The 17,779-nt window shown below is 68.0% G+C and carries 16 protein-coding genes; 12 read left to right on the top strand and 4 right to left on the bottom strand.

All coding sequences use genetic code 11. The annotated features are described in order from the left end of the window. Window positions 1-6 precede the first annotated feature (6 nt). On the bottom strand, window positions 7-516 hold the full coding sequence (locus tag EPAKOI_RS19830; RefSeq protein ID WP_423194395.1) for a TetR/AcrR family transcriptional regulator: 510 nt from the start codon (window positions 514-516) through the stop codon (window positions 7-9). A gap of 223 nt (window positions 517-739) precedes the next feature. Between EPAKOI_RS19830 and EPAKOI_RS19825 the strand changes: the two genes are divergently transcribed. After that, window positions 740-1,975, top strand: a complete 1,236-nt coding sequence (locus EPAKOI_RS19825; protein WP_423194394.1) for an NAD(P)/FAD-dependent oxidoreductase — start codon at window positions 740-742, stop codon at window positions 1,973-1,975. Here the strand turns inward: EPAKOI_RS19825 and EPAKOI_RS19820 are convergent, their stop codons facing one another. Together EPAKOI_RS19820 and EPAKOI_RS19815 are read right to left on the bottom strand one after the other, a co-directional pair. Beyond that, window positions 1,976-2,932, bottom strand: coding sequence for a VOC family protein (locus EPAKOI_RS19820; RefSeq protein WP_423194393.1), 957 nt, complete (start codon window positions 2,930-2,932; stop codon window positions 1,976-1,978). It abuts the gene before it with no gap. Between the two features lie 66 nt (window positions 2,933-2,998). Continuing rightward, the gene (locus tag EPAKOI_RS19815; protein WP_423194392.1) at window positions 2,999-3,844 is read right to left on the bottom strand and encodes a fumarylacetoacetate hydrolase family protein; all 846 of its coding nucleotides are present in this window, start codon (window positions 3,842-3,844) and stop codon (window positions 2,999-3,001) included. Between the two features lie 143 nt (window positions 3,845-3,987). Between EPAKOI_RS19815 and EPAKOI_RS19810 the strand changes: the two genes are divergently transcribed. Then, entirely contained in the window at window positions 3,988-4,704 is a 717-nt protein-coding gene (locus EPAKOI_RS19810; protein ID WP_313836312.1) for a TetR/AcrR family transcriptional regulator, read from the top strand. A 9-nt stretch (window positions 4,705-4,713) separates the two neighbouring features. Here the strand turns inward: EPAKOI_RS19810 and EPAKOI_RS19805 are convergent, their stop codons facing one another. Then, window positions 4,714-5,643: a LysR substrate-binding domain-containing protein gene (locus tag EPAKOI_RS19805; RefSeq protein ID WP_423194391.1), complete on the bottom strand. Its 930-nt coding sequence runs from the start codon at window positions 5,641-5,643 to the stop codon at window positions 4,714-4,716. A 129-nt stretch (window positions 5,644-5,772) separates the two neighbouring features. Between EPAKOI_RS19805 and EPAKOI_RS19800 the strand changes: the two genes are divergently transcribed. From EPAKOI_RS19800 to EPAKOI_RS19755, 10 genes are all read left to right on the top strand, one after another. Next, complete coding sequence (locus EPAKOI_RS19800; RefSeq protein WP_423194390.1) at window positions 5,773-6,819, top strand: Bug family tripartite tricarboxylate transporter substrate binding protein; 1,047 nt, start codon at window positions 5,773-5,775, stop codon at window positions 6,817-6,819. 49 nt (window positions 6,820-6,868) lie between these two features. Continuing rightward, window positions 6,869-8,515, top strand: a complete 1,647-nt coding sequence (locus EPAKOI_RS19795; protein ID WP_423194389.1) for an FAD-dependent monooxygenase — start codon at window positions 6,869-6,871, stop codon at window positions 8,513-8,515. A 56-nt stretch (window positions 8,516-8,571) separates the two neighbouring features. Continuing rightward, window positions 8,572-9,675: a porin gene (locus tag EPAKOI_RS19790; RefSeq protein ID WP_423194388.1), complete on the top strand. Its 1,104-nt coding sequence runs from the start codon at window positions 8,572-8,574 to the stop codon at window positions 9,673-9,675. A gap of 410 nt (window positions 9,676-10,085) precedes the next feature. Then, complete coding sequence (locus EPAKOI_RS19785; RefSeq protein ID WP_423194387.1) at window positions 10,086-11,306, top strand: acyl-CoA dehydrogenase family protein; 1,221 nt, start codon at window positions 10,086-10,088, stop codon at window positions 11,304-11,306. 13 nt (window positions 11,307-11,319) lie between these two features. Next, the gene (locus EPAKOI_RS19780) at window positions 11,320-11,865 is read left to right on the top strand and encodes a flavin reductase family protein (RefSeq protein WP_423194386.1); all 546 of its coding nucleotides are present in this window, start codon (window positions 11,320-11,322) and stop codon (window positions 11,863-11,865) included. Between the two features lie 32 nt (window positions 11,866-11,897). Further along, window positions 11,898-14,573, top strand: a complete 2,676-nt coding sequence (gene mdeB / locus EPAKOI_RS19775; protein ID WP_423194385.1) for an alpha-ketoglutarate dehydrogenase — start codon at window positions 11,898-11,900, stop codon at window positions 14,571-14,573. Window positions 14,574-14,593: 20 nt separating this feature from the next. Then, window positions 14,594-15,859, top strand: coding sequence for a 2-oxo acid dehydrogenase subunit E2 (locus tag EPAKOI_RS19770; RefSeq protein WP_423194384.1), 1,266 nt, complete (start codon window positions 14,594-14,596; stop codon window positions 15,857-15,859). 33 nt (window positions 15,860-15,892) lie between these two features. Further along, entirely contained in the window at window positions 15,893-16,471 is a 579-nt protein-coding gene (locus EPAKOI_RS19765) for a VOC family protein (RefSeq protein WP_124686591.1), read from the top strand. A 15-nt stretch (window positions 16,472-16,486) separates the two neighbouring features. Beyond that, window positions 16,487-17,353 carry a fumarylacetoacetate hydrolase family protein gene (locus EPAKOI_RS19760; RefSeq protein WP_423194383.1) on the top strand — a complete coding sequence of 289 codons (867 nt, stop codon included), beginning with the start codon at window positions 16,487-16,489 and terminating at the stop codon, window positions 17,351-17,353. Next, entirely contained in the window at window positions 17,350-17,748 is a 399-nt protein-coding gene (locus tag EPAKOI_RS19755) for a nuclear transport factor 2 family protein (RefSeq protein WP_423194382.1), read from the top strand. The genes EPAKOI_RS19760 and EPAKOI_RS19755 overlap by 4 nt, the downstream gene beginning before the upstream one ends. Window positions 17,749-17,779 lie beyond the last annotated feature (31 nt).

Here is a 17,779-nt window from a genome sequence, read left to right as displayed (position 1 = left end):
CCCGCTTCAGTTCCGGCGGGCCGGCGCCGCCGACAGAAACCCCAGAATGCCGTCGACGATGGCGCCCTCGACGTTTCGGGCGTCCTTGCCGTCCACGGTTTCCAGCACGGCGGCGTGCACCAGCGCCTCCGTCATCTTGATCGTCATCCAGGCTGCCATGTCCAGGTCGTCGTGGCGCAGCGCGGCGCGATGCCGGTGCAGCAGCTCGACCACGTGGCGATGGATGCGATCCCCGGCCGCGCCCATGTTGGCCTCCAGCAGCGGCCGTTCCCTTTCCAGCAGACGATGCAGCTCGGGCTCCACCTCATGCGCGGCCATGGTGGCGCGGATCAGGCTGGCAACCGCCCCCGGCAGGCCCTCTCCATGGGGCGCGGCCAGCACGGCTTCGATCGACTCGGCCATCTCGGTGGCGTGCCGCTGGTGCAGCGCGGCCAGCAGCGACGCCTTGTTGGGAAAGTACTGGTAGAGCGATCCGACACTGATGCCGGCGCGCTGCGCGACCGCGTTGGTGCTCATTTCGGCATATCCCCGTTCCTTCAGAACGCGAGCACTGGCCTCCAGGATGGTGTCCACCATCGCCATGGAGCGGCGCTGCCGTGGGGCTTTGCGGGGTGTTGTCTCGGCGGCGCGTGGCATGGTCGGAATGCGAGTTGAAAAGACGAGCGATAACTCGCATTATTCCCATGTCGATCGGCACAGTCAAACACGGGGCATGGCCCCAAACAGCGAGGAAACTCAGGTGAAGGAAATCGTAGTCATCGGTGGGGGCTTTGCCGGGCTGTGGGCGGCTGCGGCGGCGGCGCGCATGGCGCAAGAACTGGACAAGGCCGTCCAGATCACGCTGGTCAATCGGGACGATCAGCACAGCATCCGCGTGCGCAACTATGAGGATGACCTGGCTGCCACGCTGGTGCCGCTGCACGACGTGCTGGACCCGATCGGCGTGGCGCTGCAGGTGGGCATCGTCGCCGATATCGATCCCAGGGCGCGGTCCGTGGCCATCGAGCGCGATGGCCGGACGATCTTGAAGCACTATGACAAGCTGATCCTGGCAAGCGGCAGCAAGCTCGTCCGCCCGCAGATCGCGGCCGTGGATGTCTGTTCGTTCGACGTCGACACCTACGCGGAGGCCCGCCGGCTGCAGGACCACATCGCCGCGCTGCCGGGCCGTGCACCGTCTCCCGGCCAGTGGACGGCCGTGGTGGTCGGCTCGGGCGCCACGGGCGTGGAACTGGCCTGCGAGCTGCCGGCGCGCCTGCGGGCCGTGGCCGTGGCTGCCGGCCAGCCCGATGCGGCCCGGCAAGTACGCGTGATCCTGGTCGACAGTGGCGCCCGGATCGCCGGCCACCTCGGCGGCGCCCAACCCGTGATCGAGAAGACCTGCCGGCAACTGGGCATCGAACTGCTGCCGGGCACAACGGTCAAGTCGCTGGACGCGCATGGCCTGACACTGTCCGATGGCCGGCATCTGGACACGTCCACCGTGGTCTGGTGCGCCGGCATGCGCGCAAGCGAGCTGACCGCGTGTTTCGGTGCCGAGCGCGACGCGCAGGGCCGGCTGATGGTCGACGCCTACATGCGCGTGCAGGGCGTGGACGACGTGTACGCGGCGGGCGACGTCGCGCACGCGCTGATAGACGGCGTGCATCCGTCCGTCATGTCTTGCCAGCATGCCCGGCCGATGGGTCGCTACGCGGGCCACAACGCGGTGTGCGAACTGTTCGGCAAGGACCTTTTGGCGCTGAACATCGACTGGTACACCAACATCATCGACCTCGGCCCGGCCGGTGCCGTCTACGCCCAGGGCTGGAACCGCGAAGTGGTTGCCGTGGGCGAGCAGGCCAAGCAGACCAAGCAGGTCATCAACCGCGAACGCATCTATCCGCCCCGCAATGGCGTGCGTGCCGACATTCTCGCGGCGGCGTCTCCGGATCTGCAGCGGCCACCGGTGTTGCGTCCGCTGTCGGCGGCGTAGTCACTGCGCGGCGGCGTCCGGTGCTTCGGTGTTTCGGATGAAGTCCGCCGGCACGTCGGGGCCCCACTGGTAGAGCGAGTCCTCGGGCGCGAAATCGCCGGCCGGCCAGGGGTGGTCGGCGGCGACGAAATCGATGTCGGCCGAGTACTCGTTGAACGATCCCCACGGGTCCTGCACGTAGTGAAAATAGTTCGAGCCGAGCACGTGGCGGCCCGTCCCCCAGCCCCGCGTGTACCCGGCGGCCGCCATTTGCGCTGCGCCTTGCCCCACCATGTCGAGGTCGCGGACATCCCACGCGGCGTGGTGCCAGCCGCGGGCGGTGCTTTTGGCGAACGCCACCAGGTGATGGTCGCTGCCGTGCGGGGCGTGCGTGAACGCGATGATGTCCAGCGACTTGTCCGACAGCCGCAACCCGATGGCGCGTGCGTAGAAATCGACCGCCCGCAGCACATCGGGCGTGAACAGCAGCACGTGCGACAGCCGCTCCGGATGGACGGTCTGCACCTGCGAGCGCACCACGGCGCCTCGCGCATTGGCGCCAGCGCCCACGGTCACGTGCGGCGCCTTGGCGCTGGGGCTGGTCTTGGGACCCACCCGCACCTGCAGCAGATTGCCGTCCGGATCGTGGAACCACAGACCGTCCGGGTCCGCACCGGGCGGGGGGCTGGCGAGCGTGGCGCCGGATGCGTGGACCTGGCGCGCCAGCGCGTCGATATCGCGCGCGTAGCCATTGAAGCTCAGGTAGGCGAGGGACTTGGCGGAAGCCGGCAGGATGCGCGCCCAGCGGTGTCCGTCGGCCGCGTGCAGGGCCAGCTCGGCGCCACCGGCGGGCTCCCTGACGTCGAGCCCGAACGCGCGGTAGAAGCGGGCGGCGTCGGCAAGGGAGGGCACGTTCAGCGCGAAATGGTCGATCGAATGGACGGCCGCGCGGGCACCCGCCACCTGTGTATCGGGCATGACTGTCTCCGGGATTGGCCGCCGGCGCGTACGCTGGCGGCCTGTTCTACATGCGCTGGCGGCGGGTTACTTCGCTTCGTCGACGATCGGATTCGACAGCGTGCCGATCTTTTCCACGATCACCTCGCACACGTCGCCCTGTTTCATCAGCAGCTTGGGCTCGCGGGCCCAGCCGATGCCTGCCGGCGTGCCGGAGACGATCACGTCGCCCGCTTCCAGCGTGATGGCTTCCGAGATGATGGAAATCAGCGTCTCGACGTCGAAGATCATGTCGTCGGTACTGGCCGACTGCACCACCTGGCCGTTCAGCTTCGTCTGCAACTGCAGCCCGCGCGCACCGGGCGGCAGTTCGTCTGCGGTGACGAGGTCCGGCCCGAAAGCGCCGGTACCGTCGAAGTTCTTGCCCACCGTCCACTGCGGAGCCTTGAACTGGTACTCGCGCACGGAGCCATCATTGAACAGCGAATAGCCCGCCACGTGCGACAGCGCGTCCTGCTTGCGGATATGGCGGCCGCCCTTGCCCAGCACCACGGCCACTTCGCCCTCGAAGTCCAGCCCGGCGCAGTCTTCCACGGCGGGCCGCACCAGGGGCTGCCGGTGTGCCACCAGGCTGGTGTGGACGCGGAAGAACAGCGTCGGGTAATCGGGCTGCTCGTACGGGCTTTCCTTCGTGTGGTCGGCGTAGTTGAGCCCCACGCAGATGATCTTGGGCGGGCGCGACAGCGGCGGCAGCAGCTTGACCTCGCCAATGTCCAGCCATTCTCCGCCACTGGCCTGCGCGGCATGGGCAACCAGGTCCACGCCGCGCGCCAGCAGCGACTCCAGCGATTCGTCGCCCAGCACGCGGACCCTGCCGCCTTCCCGCACGCCCACCGCATGCTTGCCCTGAAATTCAACACTGACGAAACGCATCCTGGAGTCTCCGGTTTTCATCTTGACGAACTTGTCAGGTCGAATTCTAGTCAAGTTGACGAATTCATCAATATGGAATTGACTAGGGGAAACCCGCGACCGTTGCGCTGCTAGAATCGAGCGCCATCCATGGAATGACAGATATGTCAGCTAAAAGCGAGATCGACGTACCCGAGTCGCCCACCGAAGACCACCGCACCCGGGTGGCGGCCATCCGGCGAGAGAACACCCGCAACCGGCTGATGGAGTCGGCCCTGGCCGTCTTTGCCGAGAAAGGCCCCGATGGCGCGATGATCGACGACTTCATCGCCGCCGCCGGGGTCGCGCGTGGCACGTTCTATAACTATTTCCGCACCACGGGCGAGCTGCTGTCAGCGGTGGCGGGCGAGGTGAGCGACGAGGTGCTGGCCGTCATCGACCCCGTCGTGCGGCAGTTCGACGACCCGGCGATGCGCATGGCAGTGGGCTGCCGGCTCTACATGCATATGGCGATCCGCTACCCGCTGTGGGGCGCGTTCATCACGCGCGTGGGCACGCGGCGGGGTTCGCGGGGGCGCCTGCTGGACGCCTACATGACGCGCGACCTGGAGATCGGCATCGAGAGCGGCCGTTTTCCGATCGCGCAGGTGGACGTGGCGCGCGACCTGTCGCTGGGCGCGCTGGTGTATGGCATCGGCACGATGCTGCGGCCCGGCGCGGCCGCCGACTATCCCGAGCAAGTCATCCTGGCCATCCTCCGGGCGCTGGGCTTGCCGGAAACGGAGGCCACGACGTTTGCCTATGCGCCGTTGCCTGACACGCAGCCGCCGCAGGGCGTGATATTCGAACGGATTGCCGCGAATCCGCCAGCCGCGGACTAAGCGTCGCGGCTAGCCGGGCAGGGCGTGCCGCGACGCGCGCTGGCGGGCGTAGTGGCCGGCCTCGCGCTCGAACAGCGTGGCCAGATGCGATGCCGCCGGGGTCAGCGGCAGCCCGGCACGGGCGATGCGCACGATATCGGCACTGTCCATCCGTTCCTCGATGGCGATCATCTCCACCACGCCGGCGAACAGCGGTGAGTCGATCCACTGGCGGGGCAGCAACGCCAGCGCGTCGGTCATCGACAGCAGCGCCGCCACGCCGATCATCGATTCCGCCTGCACCATGGCCACCGGCGGATTCAGGCCGTAGCCGGCGAACACCTCGGCAAACTCACGCTCCAGCGGCTCGCGCGCGCCGGTCAGGATCCATTCCGCGTCGACCAGCTCCGCCAGTTGCAGGGCCTGGCGCAGCGGGTGGCCGCGACGCCCGGCGACCACCCGATCGTTCTGGAACAGCAGGTCCACGCTGTAGCGGTCGGCGTCGATGCGTTCGGGCCGGGGGCCGATGTAGAAATCGAGGGTGCCGTCCGACAGGCGGCCTTCCAACGCCGGGAAGAAGCCTTCCACCATGCGCAGCCGGACGGCCGGATGCGATTTGCGGAAGGCCGGAAACACCTCGGGCACCAGCCCCAGCCAGGTGGCGCCGGACAGACCCACTGCCACAGTGCCCGTCTGCGTGCCACGCATCTGGGCCACTTCCTCCTGTGCGCGGCGAATCTCTTCCATCGCGGCATGCGCGCGGCGCAGGAACGCCTGCCCGATGGGCGTCGGCACCACGCCGCGCGCATGCCGCTCCAGCAGCGGCGCGCCCAGTTCGGTCTCCAGTTCGCGCAGGCTGCGCGTCAGGGCCGGCTGGGTCAGGCCAAGCTGGCGCGAGGCGCCCCGGATGCTCCGTGTCTCGGCAATCGCAACAAAGTCGCGCAGGTGATGCAGTTTCATAGGATGGCCTTGGATTCGAGCGGACTGATGCCAATCAGGCATCGATGGGGCAATTCTGCCATCTGTTGGTTGTCAGTAGGGCTTCCTACGATGGCGTACACATACATAAGAACCACACGGAGACAATTCATGACTCGCCCCCACGCTGGCCGCATCGTGCCGGCCGGCGCCCCCGCGCCTACCGCGTTCTCATCCCGCGCCTTGCTGACGCTTGCGGCCGTCTCCGCTGGTGCGGCGCTAGCGCTGCTGGCGGCGCCGTCGGCACACGCGCAGGCATTTCCGTCCCGCGCGGTCCGGCTGATCAGCCCCTTCCCGGCCGGCAGCGGCCCCGACGCCGTATCGCGCCTGCTCGGCGAACAGCTTGGCAAGGTCTGGAACCAGCCCGTCATCGTCGATTCCCGCCCGGGCGGCAACGGCTTCATCGCGATGGAGGCGGGCAAGCGCGCGCCGGCTACCGGGCACGAACTGGTCGTGGCGGATGTGGGGCACCTTGCCATCAATCCCGGCCTGTTCAAACGGCTGCCCTATGACCCGCGCCGCGACTTCGTGCCGGTCACTGGCCTGTACCGCACGGCCTTCTTCATCGTGGTCTCGCAGCAAAGCCCGATTCGCACGGTGCCCGAACTGATCGCCGCGGCCAGGAAGGCACCCGATGCGGTGACGTACGGCTCGTGGGCGGTTGGCAGTACCGGCCATCTGGGCGCGGCGCAGCTTGAAGCGGCCACGGCCACGCAGATGCTGCACGCCCCGTACAAGGACACGGCGCAGCTCTACACCGCCGTGGCCAACGGCGAAGTCACGTGGGCGCTGGGCACCTATGCCACGGCGGGCCCGCTGATCCAGGCGGGCAAGCTGCGCGTGCTGGCCGTGGCCGACAGTGCGCGGTCGCCGGTGCTGCCCAATGTGCCGACGCTGGCCGAGGCGGGTGGCCCGGCAGGGCTGGAAGCATCCAGCTGGGTGGCACTGCTGGCGCCGGCCGGCACGCCGCCGGCGACGGTCAACGCCATCGGCAAGGCCGTGCGCACGGCGCTGGGCGACCCGGACGTCAAGGCAAAGCTGGCCACCTTCGGCTTTGCGCCAGCACCCGGCAGCAGCGACGAGGTTGCCGAGTGGGTCGCACGCGACAGCCAGCGCTATGCAGAGCTGATCAAGCGCACCGGCGCCACGGTCAATTAATCCGAAGCAGACAGGAAGATCAGTTGTGAACACGTCAGTTGCAAACACCGTGGATACCGACGTCGTGATCGTCGGGGGTGGTCCGGCCGGATTGATGCTGGCCATCGAACTGGGCTGTCGCGGCGTGCGATGCCTGGTGCTGGAAGAGGATGTCGATCCGCCGGATTTCCCGAAGGCCAACGCGACATCCGCCCGCACGATGGAACACTACCGCCGCCGTGGCTTTTCGGCGGATGTGCGCGCGCTGGGCCTGCCGCCCGACTATCCGCAGGACCTGGTCTATTGCACGCGCCTGGCCCATGCCGAGTTGTCGCGCTTCCGCGTGCCCAGCCGGGCGCAGGCGGCCAGCCGCGCGGTGTTTGGCGACTATGGCGCGTCCGCCTGGCCCACGCCCGAGCTGCCGCACCGCGCCCAGCAGATGTATATCGAGCCCATCCTGCGCCGCGAGGCCGCCAGGTATCCGAGCGTCGACCTGCGCTTCGGGCATCGGGCCGTCCGGGTGGCCGACCTGGGAGAGGGTGTGGAGGTGGACGCCGCCCCGCATGACGGCGGAGCGCCGTGGCGCGTGACGGCCCGCTACGTGGTCGGGTGCGACGGCCCGCGCAGCCTGGTGCGCAAGACGCTCGGCATCCAGTACGAAGGGCAGGGCGGCGAGAAGCGCGATTTCTTCGGCGGACAGATGCTGTCGATCTACTTTCGCTCCAGCGACCTGTACGACGTGATCGGCAAGGAGCGGGCGTGGCAGTACTGGGCCGTGAACGCCAGCCAGCGCGGCTTGCTGATCGCCATCGATGGGGTCGACACGTTCCTGCTGGCCGTGCAGTTGAAGGACGGCCAGCAGCCCAGCGATATCGACCCGTGCGCCACGGCGCTGGCCGTCGTGGGCGCGCCGCACGATTTCAGGCTGATCGGCATGATGCCGTGGGTGGCCGGCTATACGCTCGTGGCCACCCGCCTGAGCGCGGGCCGCTGCTTCCTGGCCGGCGATGCCGCGCACCTGTTCACGCCGACGGGCGGCATGGGCTACAACACGTCGATCGACGACGCCGTGAACCTGGGGTGGAAGCTGGCTGCCGTGCTGCAGGGTAGCGCGCCGCCGGCGCTGCTCGACAGCTACGACCTGGAACGCCGGCCCATGGCGGTGCGCAACACCGCGTTCGCACGCCGCATGGCCGACAGCATCGGCAACGTGCCGATTGCTTCGAGCCTGGAACTGGCAGGCGCGCCGGGCGACGCGGCGCGTGCCGAACTGGGGCGCGCGCTGGCCGTGCATGTCGCGACCGAGATCAATATCCCGGGCCTGCAACTGGGCGTGCGATACCTCGAAAGCCCCATCGTCGCGCAAGAACCGGGCACGCCGCCGCCAGACGATCCCAATCACTACGTGGCCAGCGGCTGGCCCGGCTCGCGGGCGCCGCACGCGATGGTCGACGGCATCCCGCTGTTCGACCGCTTCGGGCGCGACTTCACGCTGCTGTCGTTCGATGGCCATGACACCACGGCGTGGTGGCAGGCCGCGCACGCGCTCGGCATCCAGCTCGACGTGCTGCAAGTGAGCGATGCCGAAGTCCAGGCGCTCTATGGCGCGCCCACGGTGCTGATTCGTCCCGACCACCACATCGCCTGGCGCGGCAATGGCGCCACCGACGCCGCCGCGGTGCTGGCGAAGGCCACCGGAGGTGCGCGCCCCGCCTGACTTCCAGCGGTACCCGGCCTTGACGCCGGCACACTAAAAGACGAAGGAGGAGACCCATGAAGTTCCGCAATCTGGTGCTGGCCTGTGCCAGCGCCATGCCCGCACTCGCGTGCGCGCAGGCATCGCCGTCGTCGGTCACGCTGTATGGGGTGGTCGATACCGGCATCGAGTACGTCAACCACGTGGGGGCCGCGGGGAACAGCGTGGTGCGCATGAACTCGCTTTCCGGCATGGTCCCGTCGCGCTGGGGCCTGCGCGGCACCGAAGACCTGGGCGGCGGGACGAAGGCGAACTTCGCGCTCGAATCGGGCTTTGCGTCGGACTCGGGCGTCATGAACCAGGGCGGCCGGCTGTTCGGCCGGCAGGCATGGGTCGGCCTCTCGGGCAACTGGGGGCAGGTTTCGCTGGGCCGCCAGTACACGATGCTGTTCTGGGCCATGCTCGACCCCGACATTCTCAGGCCCAACACGTTCGGCTCGGCATCGATCGACAGCTACATACCGAACGCCCGGGCCGATAACGCGATCGCCTACAAGGGAAAGTTCGGCGGCCTGACACTGGGCGCCACCTACAGCCTTGGGCGCGACGTAGCCAACGCAGGCCCTGGCCCGGCCGGCACGAACTGCGCCGGCGAGAACCCGGCCGCGCGGTCCGATTGCCGCGAATGGTCGGCCATGATCCAGTATGAAACGCCGCGCTTTGGCGTGGCGGCGGCCTACGACTCGCTGCGCGGCGGGCCGGGCGCGTTTGCCGGGCTGAACTCGGGCGGCAAGTCCGACGACCGGCTGTCGCTGAACGCCTACGCGCTGTTCGACCGCACCAAGCTGGGCGCGGGCTGGCTGCGGCGCGACAACGACGGCAGCCTGACCCGGCTGAGCGACCTCTGGTATGCCGGCGCATCGTACGACCTGACGCCCGCGTTCAACGTGGCGGGACAGCTCTACTACCTGCGCTATCACGGCAGCGACAACAAGGCGATGCTCTACGCGCTGCGCGGGACGTACAGCTTCTCCAAGCGCACGGCGATCTACGCCACGGCGGGCTACATCAACAACGATGGCCAGCTCGCACTGTCGGTCAGCAGTGGCTCGCCCGGGGCCAACCCCACGCCGGGCGCATCGCAACTGGGCGCGATGGTCGGCGTCCGGCACGTGTTCTAAGGCGAAGTTGTCGCGGCCGCCGTGATGGTCCGCAAGCCCGTTTTATCCGCACACAGGCGACTGGTCCCGCAGTCGCCTGTGTCACTTTCTGCCCTCGCGCCACTGACAGATTGTCAGAGTGACGGCGGTCAGCGCCCGGATGCGGGCAATTCCCGAGGAGATTGATCTTGTCCCACAACCACTGCCGATCTACATTAGACATCAATGTCGTTCTGACATATTCGTACAAGAACTGGAGACCACATGCCCCGCATCTCACCGCGCCGACGGCGCCACACCGCCCGCTAACCGCCGGCGCCTCTTCCCTGAGCCTATGACGTTCGGCCCGGTGTGACCCGGGCCGGGGGAGACGCGCACGCCTGCGTTTTTGCTTCCCAAGCCATCACATCCATTTACAGCCGAGATTAGCCATGTCCCAATCCGCCGCCGTCATCGAAGCGTTCTACCCCTCGCATGCCACGCCCTCGCTGGAGGAACTGGTGCGCCGCGCCGAAGCGCTGCAACCGCTGCTGCGCGACAATGCCGTCGCCTCCGAGCAGAACCGCCGCGCCGCCGAGCAGAACATCGAAGCCATCGCCGACGCGGGGCTGTTCCGCCTGATGGTGCCCAAGCGCTACGGCGGCTTTGAAGGCACGACGCGCGCCCATCTGGAAGTCACCGCCGCGCTGGCCGAGGCATGTGGCGGCACCGCGTGGGTGGTGGCGCTGACCAATGTCTGCGCGTGGTTCACCGGCCTGTTCCCTCGGCAGGCGCAGGACGACGTGTTCGGCGCCAATCCCGACGCCCGTGTCTCGGGGGTGTTCACGCCGTCGACCCAGTGCCGCCGCGTGGAAGGCGGCCTGCGGATCTCCGGCAAGTGGTACTTCTCGTCCGGGTCGCTCCATGCGGACTGGGCCATGGTGGGCGTGATCGAGTCGGACGCCAATGGCGCGTTCAAGGCGCAGCACCTGGCGCTGGTGCCGATGGAGGACGTGACCATCGAGGACACGTGGTACACGGCCGGCATGCGCGCGTCGGGCAGCAACTGCATCGTGGGCAATGACGTCTTCGTGCCTGAGCACCGGCTGATGAACATCCTGGACGCCGTGGACGGCGTCTATCCCACCGAATTCAAGGACGAGGCCGCCTACCGGGCCGCCTTCGTGCCGGTGGCGGCGCTGATCCTGGCCGGCGCGCAGCTCGGCATGGGCCGCGCCGCGCTCAGGTACGTGATCGAGAAGGCCCCGCAGCGGGCCATCGCCTTTACCTCGTACGACAAGCAGAGCCATTCCACGCTGTTCCAGGGCCAGATTGCCGATGCCGCCGTGCGGATCGATACCGCCCACGTGCTGGCCTTCGCGGCCGCCGACGAGATTGATCGTGCCGCGCAAGAGAACCGCGAGCTCGACTACCTGACGAAGGCGCGCATCCGCGCCCACACCGGCCAGGTCATCACGCATGTCACCGATGCGCTGAACGTGCTGCTGTCCGCGCATGGCGCTGGCAGCTTTGCCGAGGCCAGCCCGATGCAGCGGTGGTGGCGCGACGCCAACACGGCCGCCCGCCACGCGGTGGCGTTGCCGGCAGTGGGTTTCGAGGTCTACGGCAAGGCGCTGCTCGGTGTGGAAAACACCGTGACGCGGCTGGTCTGACGGAGACGTAGCCATGCATGACGCCGCCCGCTCCCATCCATCCGCCGCCACGCTCGACGCCCGCCTGCTGCGCGCGACGATGGCGCAGTTCGCCACCGGCGTGACGGTCATCTCGTACCTGGCCGATGGCGCGCCGGCCGGCATGACGGCCAACGCTTTCATGTCGGTATCGCTGGAACCGCCGCTGGTGCTGGTGTCGGTGCGGGCGGCGTCGCGGTTCCACCAGCATATGCAGGCTGGCGTCTGCTACGGCGTCAATTTCCTGGCGGACGACCAGCGCCACCTGAGTGGCCATTTCGGCGGCCGGCCCGTGGACGGCATCGAGCCGCCATTCATCCACCGCAACGGGACACCGCTGCTGGACGGCAGCCTGGTGCACCTGGTGGCGCGCACCGTCGACGTGCACCCGGCCGGCGACCACTTGCTCTACATCGCGCAGGTCGAGGACATCCGCTTCGGCTCGCCGCGCGGTCCACTGCTGTTCTACGGCGGCAGGTACCACCACATGCCGACACAGCACCCGGTAATCGATCACCGCGACGCGGCCGACTGCTGCTGAACCCGCATTCATTCCAACGTTCCCATCCCGCCATGCAAGCCCAACCCATCGATCCGACCGACTTGATCCCTTCGAGCGGCCACCACCCCGACGACGCCGACCGCCAGGAAACCGGCGAATGGCTCGACGCCCTGGCTGGCGTGGCCCGCCAGGGCGGCGCCGAACGCGTGGGCTTTCTGCTGCGCCGGCTTGCCGAGCACGCCAGCCACTTGGGCATGGCACCATCAGCCCATCCGTACCAGCTCTACCAGAACACGATTGCGCTGGAAGAGCAGCCGGCCTATCCGGGCGACCTGGCGATGGAGGAGCGCATCACGTCCATCCTGCGATGGAACGCGCTGGCGATGGTCGCGCGCGCCAACAAGGCGTATGGCGAACTGGGCGGACATATCGCCAGCTACGCGTCGGCAGCCGAAATCTTCGAGATCGGCTTCAACCACTTCTTCCGCGCCGACAGCGAAGCGGGCAAGGGCGACCTCGTCTACTTCCAGCCGCATTCCGCGCCCGGCGTCTACGCGCGCGCCTTCCTTGAGGGGCGTCTGGACGAGGCGCAACTGGGCCGCTACCGGCAAGAGGTCAATGGCGGCGGACTGTGTTCGTACCCGCACCCGTGGCTGATGCCGGAGTTCTGGCAGTTTCCCACCGGTTCGATGGGCATCGGCCCGATCAGCGCGATCTACCAGGCGCGGTTCCTGCGCTACCTGGAACATCGTGGCATCGCGCCCACGGCCGGGCGCCGCGTGTGGGGCGTGTTCGGGGATGGCGAGATGGACGAACCCGAGTCGATCGCCGCGCTGTCGCTTGCCGCGCGCGAGAAGCTGGACAACCTGACGTTCGTCATCAACTGCAACCTGCAGCGGCTGGACGGGCCGGTGCGAGGCAATGGCCAGATCATCCAGGAACTGGAATCGCTGTTCGCTGGCGCGGGCTGGAACGTCATCAAGGTGGTCTGGGGATCGGACTGGGACGCGCTGTTCGCGCGCGACCATCACCACGCGCTGCTGCGCCGCTTTGCCGAAACGGTCGACGGTCAGTACCAGACGCTGGGTGCCAACGATGGCGCCTACAACCGCGCGCATTTCTTCGACCTCGATCCGGAACTGCGGGCGCTGGTGTCGCACATGAGGCCAGAGGAGATCGACGGCCTGCGCCGTGGCGGCCATGACTTCCGCAAGCTGTACGCGGCCTTCGATGCCGCCCGGTGCCACGCCGGCCGGCCGACCGTGATCCTGGCCAAGACCAAGAAGGGCTACGGCATGGGGCAGGCGGGCGAGTCGCGCAACACTTCGCACCAGCAGAAGAAGCTCGACGTGGATGCGCTGCGCGCGTACCGCAACCGCTTTCAGCTGCCGCTGAGCGACGATGCCGTCGAGACCATGCAGTTCCTGAAGCCGGGCGACGACAGCCCGGAACTGCGCTACCTGCAGGCGCGCCGCGCAGCGCTTGGCGGCTATCTGCCACGCCGGGTAACGACGGCGCCCACGGTGCCGGTGCCGGGGCTGGAGAGCTACGCGCAATTCGCGCTGCAGCCCGATGGCCGCGAGGTGTCCACCACCACCGCCGTGGTGCGCCTGTTCACCAACCTGCTGAAGGACAAGACCCTGGGCCCGCGCATCGTGCCCATCGTTGCGGACGAGGCGCGCACGTTCGGCATGGCCAACCTGTTCCGGCAGGTCGGCATCTATTCGCCGCATGGCCAGCTCTACGAGCCCGAGGACGCGGGCTCGATGCTCTACTACAAGGAATCCCGCGACGGGCAACTGCTGGAGGAAGGCATTACCGAGGCGGGCGCGGTGTCATCGTGGACGGCGGCCGCCACGTCGTACAGCGTCAACGGCGTGGCGATGCTGCCGTTCTACATCTATTACTCGATGTTCGGCTTCCAGCGCATCGGTGACCTGATCTGGGCCGCGGCAGACCAGCGTGCGCGCGGCTTCCTGATCGGCGCCACCGCCGGGCGCACGACGCTGTCGGGCGAGGGCCTGCAGCATCAGGACGGCACCAGCCACCTGATTGCGTCGACCATTCCTAACTGCCGCGCCTGGGACCCCGCCTTTGCAGGCGAGGCCGCCGTCATCATCGATCACGGTGCGCGCCGCATGCTCGAACAGCAGCAGGACGAGTTTCACTACCTGACCGTCACCAACGAGAACTACGCGCAGGCGCCCATCGATCCGGCGCAGCACGCCGACATCCTGCGCGGCATGCGCCTGCATGCGACAACGGGCAGCGGCCAGCCCCAAGTGCGGCTGCTGGGCTCGGGGGCGATCCTGCGCGAGGTCATCGCCGCCGCCCAGACACTGGCCGACGACTGGGGCATTGCCGCCGAAGTCTGGAGCGTGACGAGCTTCTCCGAACTCGCCCGCGCGACCCAGGAAGCGCAGCGTCAGCGCCTGTTCTCGGCCGGCACCGTGACACCCAGCCACCTGGAGACCTGCCTGGCAGGCGACGCGCCGGTAGTGGCCGCCACCGACTACGTACGCGCCTACGCCAACCTGATCGCGCCCTACGTCCGGGCGCCGTACACCGCGCTGGGTACCGATGGATTCGGCCGTAGCGACACGCGGGCGGCCCTGCGCAGCTTCTTCGAGGTGGACCAGCGCCATATCGTGCTGGCGGCGCTGGCCGCCGTCGACGCGGAGAAGCATCGGGCCGCCCTGGCGCGCGACGGTGCTACGGATTCGACGCCCGCGCCGTGGCATTGCTGATTCCATAGACCGAGATAGTCATGCAGACGATTACGATCCCCGACATCGGGGACTACAGTCAGATCCCCGTTATCGAAGTGCTGATCCGCGCCGGCGATGCCGTGGCGGCCGAGCAGCCCGTCGTCACGCTCGAATCCGACAAGGCCACGATGGATGTGCCCAGCGACCGTACGGGCACCATCCGCGAGGTGTTGCTGAAGCCGGGCGACCTGGTGTCGAAGGGCACCCCCATCGCGCGGATCGAGTTCGGCGAGGTGCCAGTCGCCGGAGCCGCCGCGCCGGAAGTCGCCACGCCGGCCATCCCACGCGTGGCGGCACCGCCGGTGCCGTCGCCAGATCGCGTGGCACCGGCTGCGCCCGTCACGTCGGCTGTGCGCGATGACACCGGCCACGCCGGCCCTTCCGTGCGCAAGCTCGCGCGCGAACTGGGCGTGTCGCTCACTGACGTACGGCCGTCAGGCCCGAAAGGACGTGCGCTGCGTGCCGATGTGCTGGCCCATGCAAAGTCGCTGCTGACCCGGCCGGACACGGCGGCGCCGGCAAGGGGAGGGGACCTTGACCTGCTGCCATGGCCGAAGGTCGACTTCGCGCGTTTCGGCGCGATCGAACGGGAGCCGCTGAGCCGCGTGCGCCGCATATCGGGCGCAAACCTGCATCGCAACTGGGTCAGCATCCCGCACGTGACCAACTTCGGCCAGGCCGACATCTCGGCGCTCGAAGCATTCCGCGTGGCCCTGAACGAGAAGGCGAAGCCCGAGACCGCGCGGGTTACGTTGCTCGCCTTCCTGGTACGCGCTGCCGCTGCCGCGCTGCGGGCGTTTCCGCAGTTCAACGTCAGCCTCGAAGGCACCGACGTCATACGCAAGCACTACGTCCATATCGGCTTCGCGGCCGACACGCCCAGCGGCCTTGTGGTGCCGGTGATCCGCGATGCCGACACGAAAGGCGTGCTCGCCATCGCCGCCGAAATGGCGGACCTCGCGGCCACCGCGCGCGCGGGGAAGTTGAAGCCCGACCAGATGCAGGGCGGCTGCTTCTCAATCTCGTCCCTCGGCGGCATTGGCGGCTCGCATTTCACGCCCATCATCAACGCCCCCGAGGTGGCGATCCTTGGCGTTGGCAAAGCAAGCATGCAGCCGTGCTGGGATGGCAGCGCATTCCAGCCGCGCCTGCAATTGCCGTTGTCGCTGTCCTGGGACCATCGCGCCGTCGATGGCGCCGAGGCCGGCCGCTTCCTTGCCCACTTGGCTGGCTTGATTGCCGACTTCCGCCGCGTGCTGCTTTGACGGCGTTCCGACTACATCATCAGGAGACCTGACATGACCACCCTGCAAGCGGCGCAAGCCGACCGCGTCGTCCCTTTCAAGATGGCCCACCTCGTGTACCGCTGCGCGCGCCGCGCGGAGACCGTCGCGTGGTACCTGGCCGTCTTTCAGGCAAAGCTCGTCTTCGAGGACGACGTGCTGACCTTCATCACCTACGACGAGGAACACCACCGCCTGGCGTTCTTCAACATGCCAGACATTCCGGCCAAGCAGCCGGAGGCTGCGGGCGTGCACCACGTCGCCTACAGCTATCGCTCGGTCGGCGAACTGCTTGGCACGTACAAGCGCCTGAAGGAAGGCAACATCCTGCCGGTCTGGTGCATCAACCACGGCCCGACCACATCGCTGTACTACCGCGATCCCGAAGGCAACAACATCGAGCTCCAGGTGGACAACTATCCGGATCCGGCCGACTGTTCCGGCTTCTTCCAGACCGAGGCGTTCGCCAGCAACATCATGGGCATCGAGTTCGACCCCGATGCGCTGGTCGCCATGTGGGAGGCCGGCGCCAGTGACGCCGAACTCTGCGCGCTCGGCGCCGCGCGTGCGGCCGAGCAGAAGGGCCCGCAATAACACCAGGGATACACCATGAAACTCGCGACCTACCAGAACGCTACCGGCAGCATCCATATCGGCCTCGTCGTGCCCGGCGGCCTTGTCCAGATCGACGCGGCGCTGCCCGACGCCCCCCGTGACATGATCGGCCTGATCGACGCCTTTCCTGTCTGGCGTGAACGGCTGGAAGTGCTGGCCGCCAGCGGCCGCGTCGACACGGCGCTGTCGGCCGTCACGCTGCTGGCGCCCATCCCGCGCCCCGGCAAGATCATGGCCATTGGCCTGAACTATGCCGACCATGTGGCCGAATCAGGCATGGCAAGGCCGGCCGAGCAGCTATGGTTCGCCAAGATGCCGACCGCCGCCACCGGCCCCTACGCACCGATCGAGCGTCCGCGCGTGTCGGAGCAGCTCGACTATGAGGCCGAGCTGGCCTTCATCATCGGGCGCCGCTGCAAGCACGTCAGCCGCGACAACGCCAGGGACGTGATCTTTGGCTACTGCGTGTCGAACGACGTCAGCGTGCGCGACTGGCAACTCCGCACGTCGCAGTTCACGCTCGGCAAGTCGTTCGATACGCATGCCCCGTTTGGCCCGTGGATCGTGACGGCGGACGAGGTGCCCGATCCGCATGCACTGGGCATCCGCTGCTTTGTGAACGGTGAGAAGCGCCAGGACTCCAGCACGGCGCAACTGATCTTCGATTGCTACGATCAGGTCGCCCATCTGTCGGCGGCCATGACGCTGGAGCCTGGCGACGTGGTCATGACTGGCACGCCGGGCGGGGTAGGCGTGGCGCACAAGCCGCCGTCGTGGCTGCGTGCGGGCGACCGGGTGCTGGTCGAGATCGACGGACTGGGCGAGATCGAGAACCGCGTGGAAGAGGAGGGCGCACGATGAACACCATCACCGCGACGCTGGATGCGTCCGCTGTGGCTGCCGAAATCCGCCGGCTGGAAGCGGAACGCTGCAAGGCCCTGGTGGCGGGCGACATCGACATGCTGGACGCGCTGGTCGCGGATGACGTGATCCATATCCACGCCAATGGCCAGGTCGACGACAAGCCAACCTACCTTGCCATGGTGCGCGACAAGATCGCATTCCTGTCGGCCAGCCGCGACCACCTGGACGTGCGCATCCAGGGCGACATGGCGGTGGCGGTGGGCCGTCTGCTGCAGTCGATCGAGATGCGCGCCACCGGGCAGCGGATCGACATGGACGTGATGACCTCGCAGGCATGGCGGCGCGAGGCCGACGGATGGCGGCAGGTCACCTTCCAGGCGACCAACCGCTGAGCTGGCCGGTCCGCGATTGCCGTGCCGCGCG

The organism is Cupriavidus sp. H18C2 (assembly GCF_049393795.1).
Lineage (GTDB): Bacteria > Pseudomonadota > Gammaproteobacteria > Burkholderiales > Burkholderiaceae > Cupriavidus > Cupriavidus pauculus_C.
Note: the sequence above shows the minus strand (reverse complement) of the source record. Positions and strands in the feature narration are given on the sequence as shown.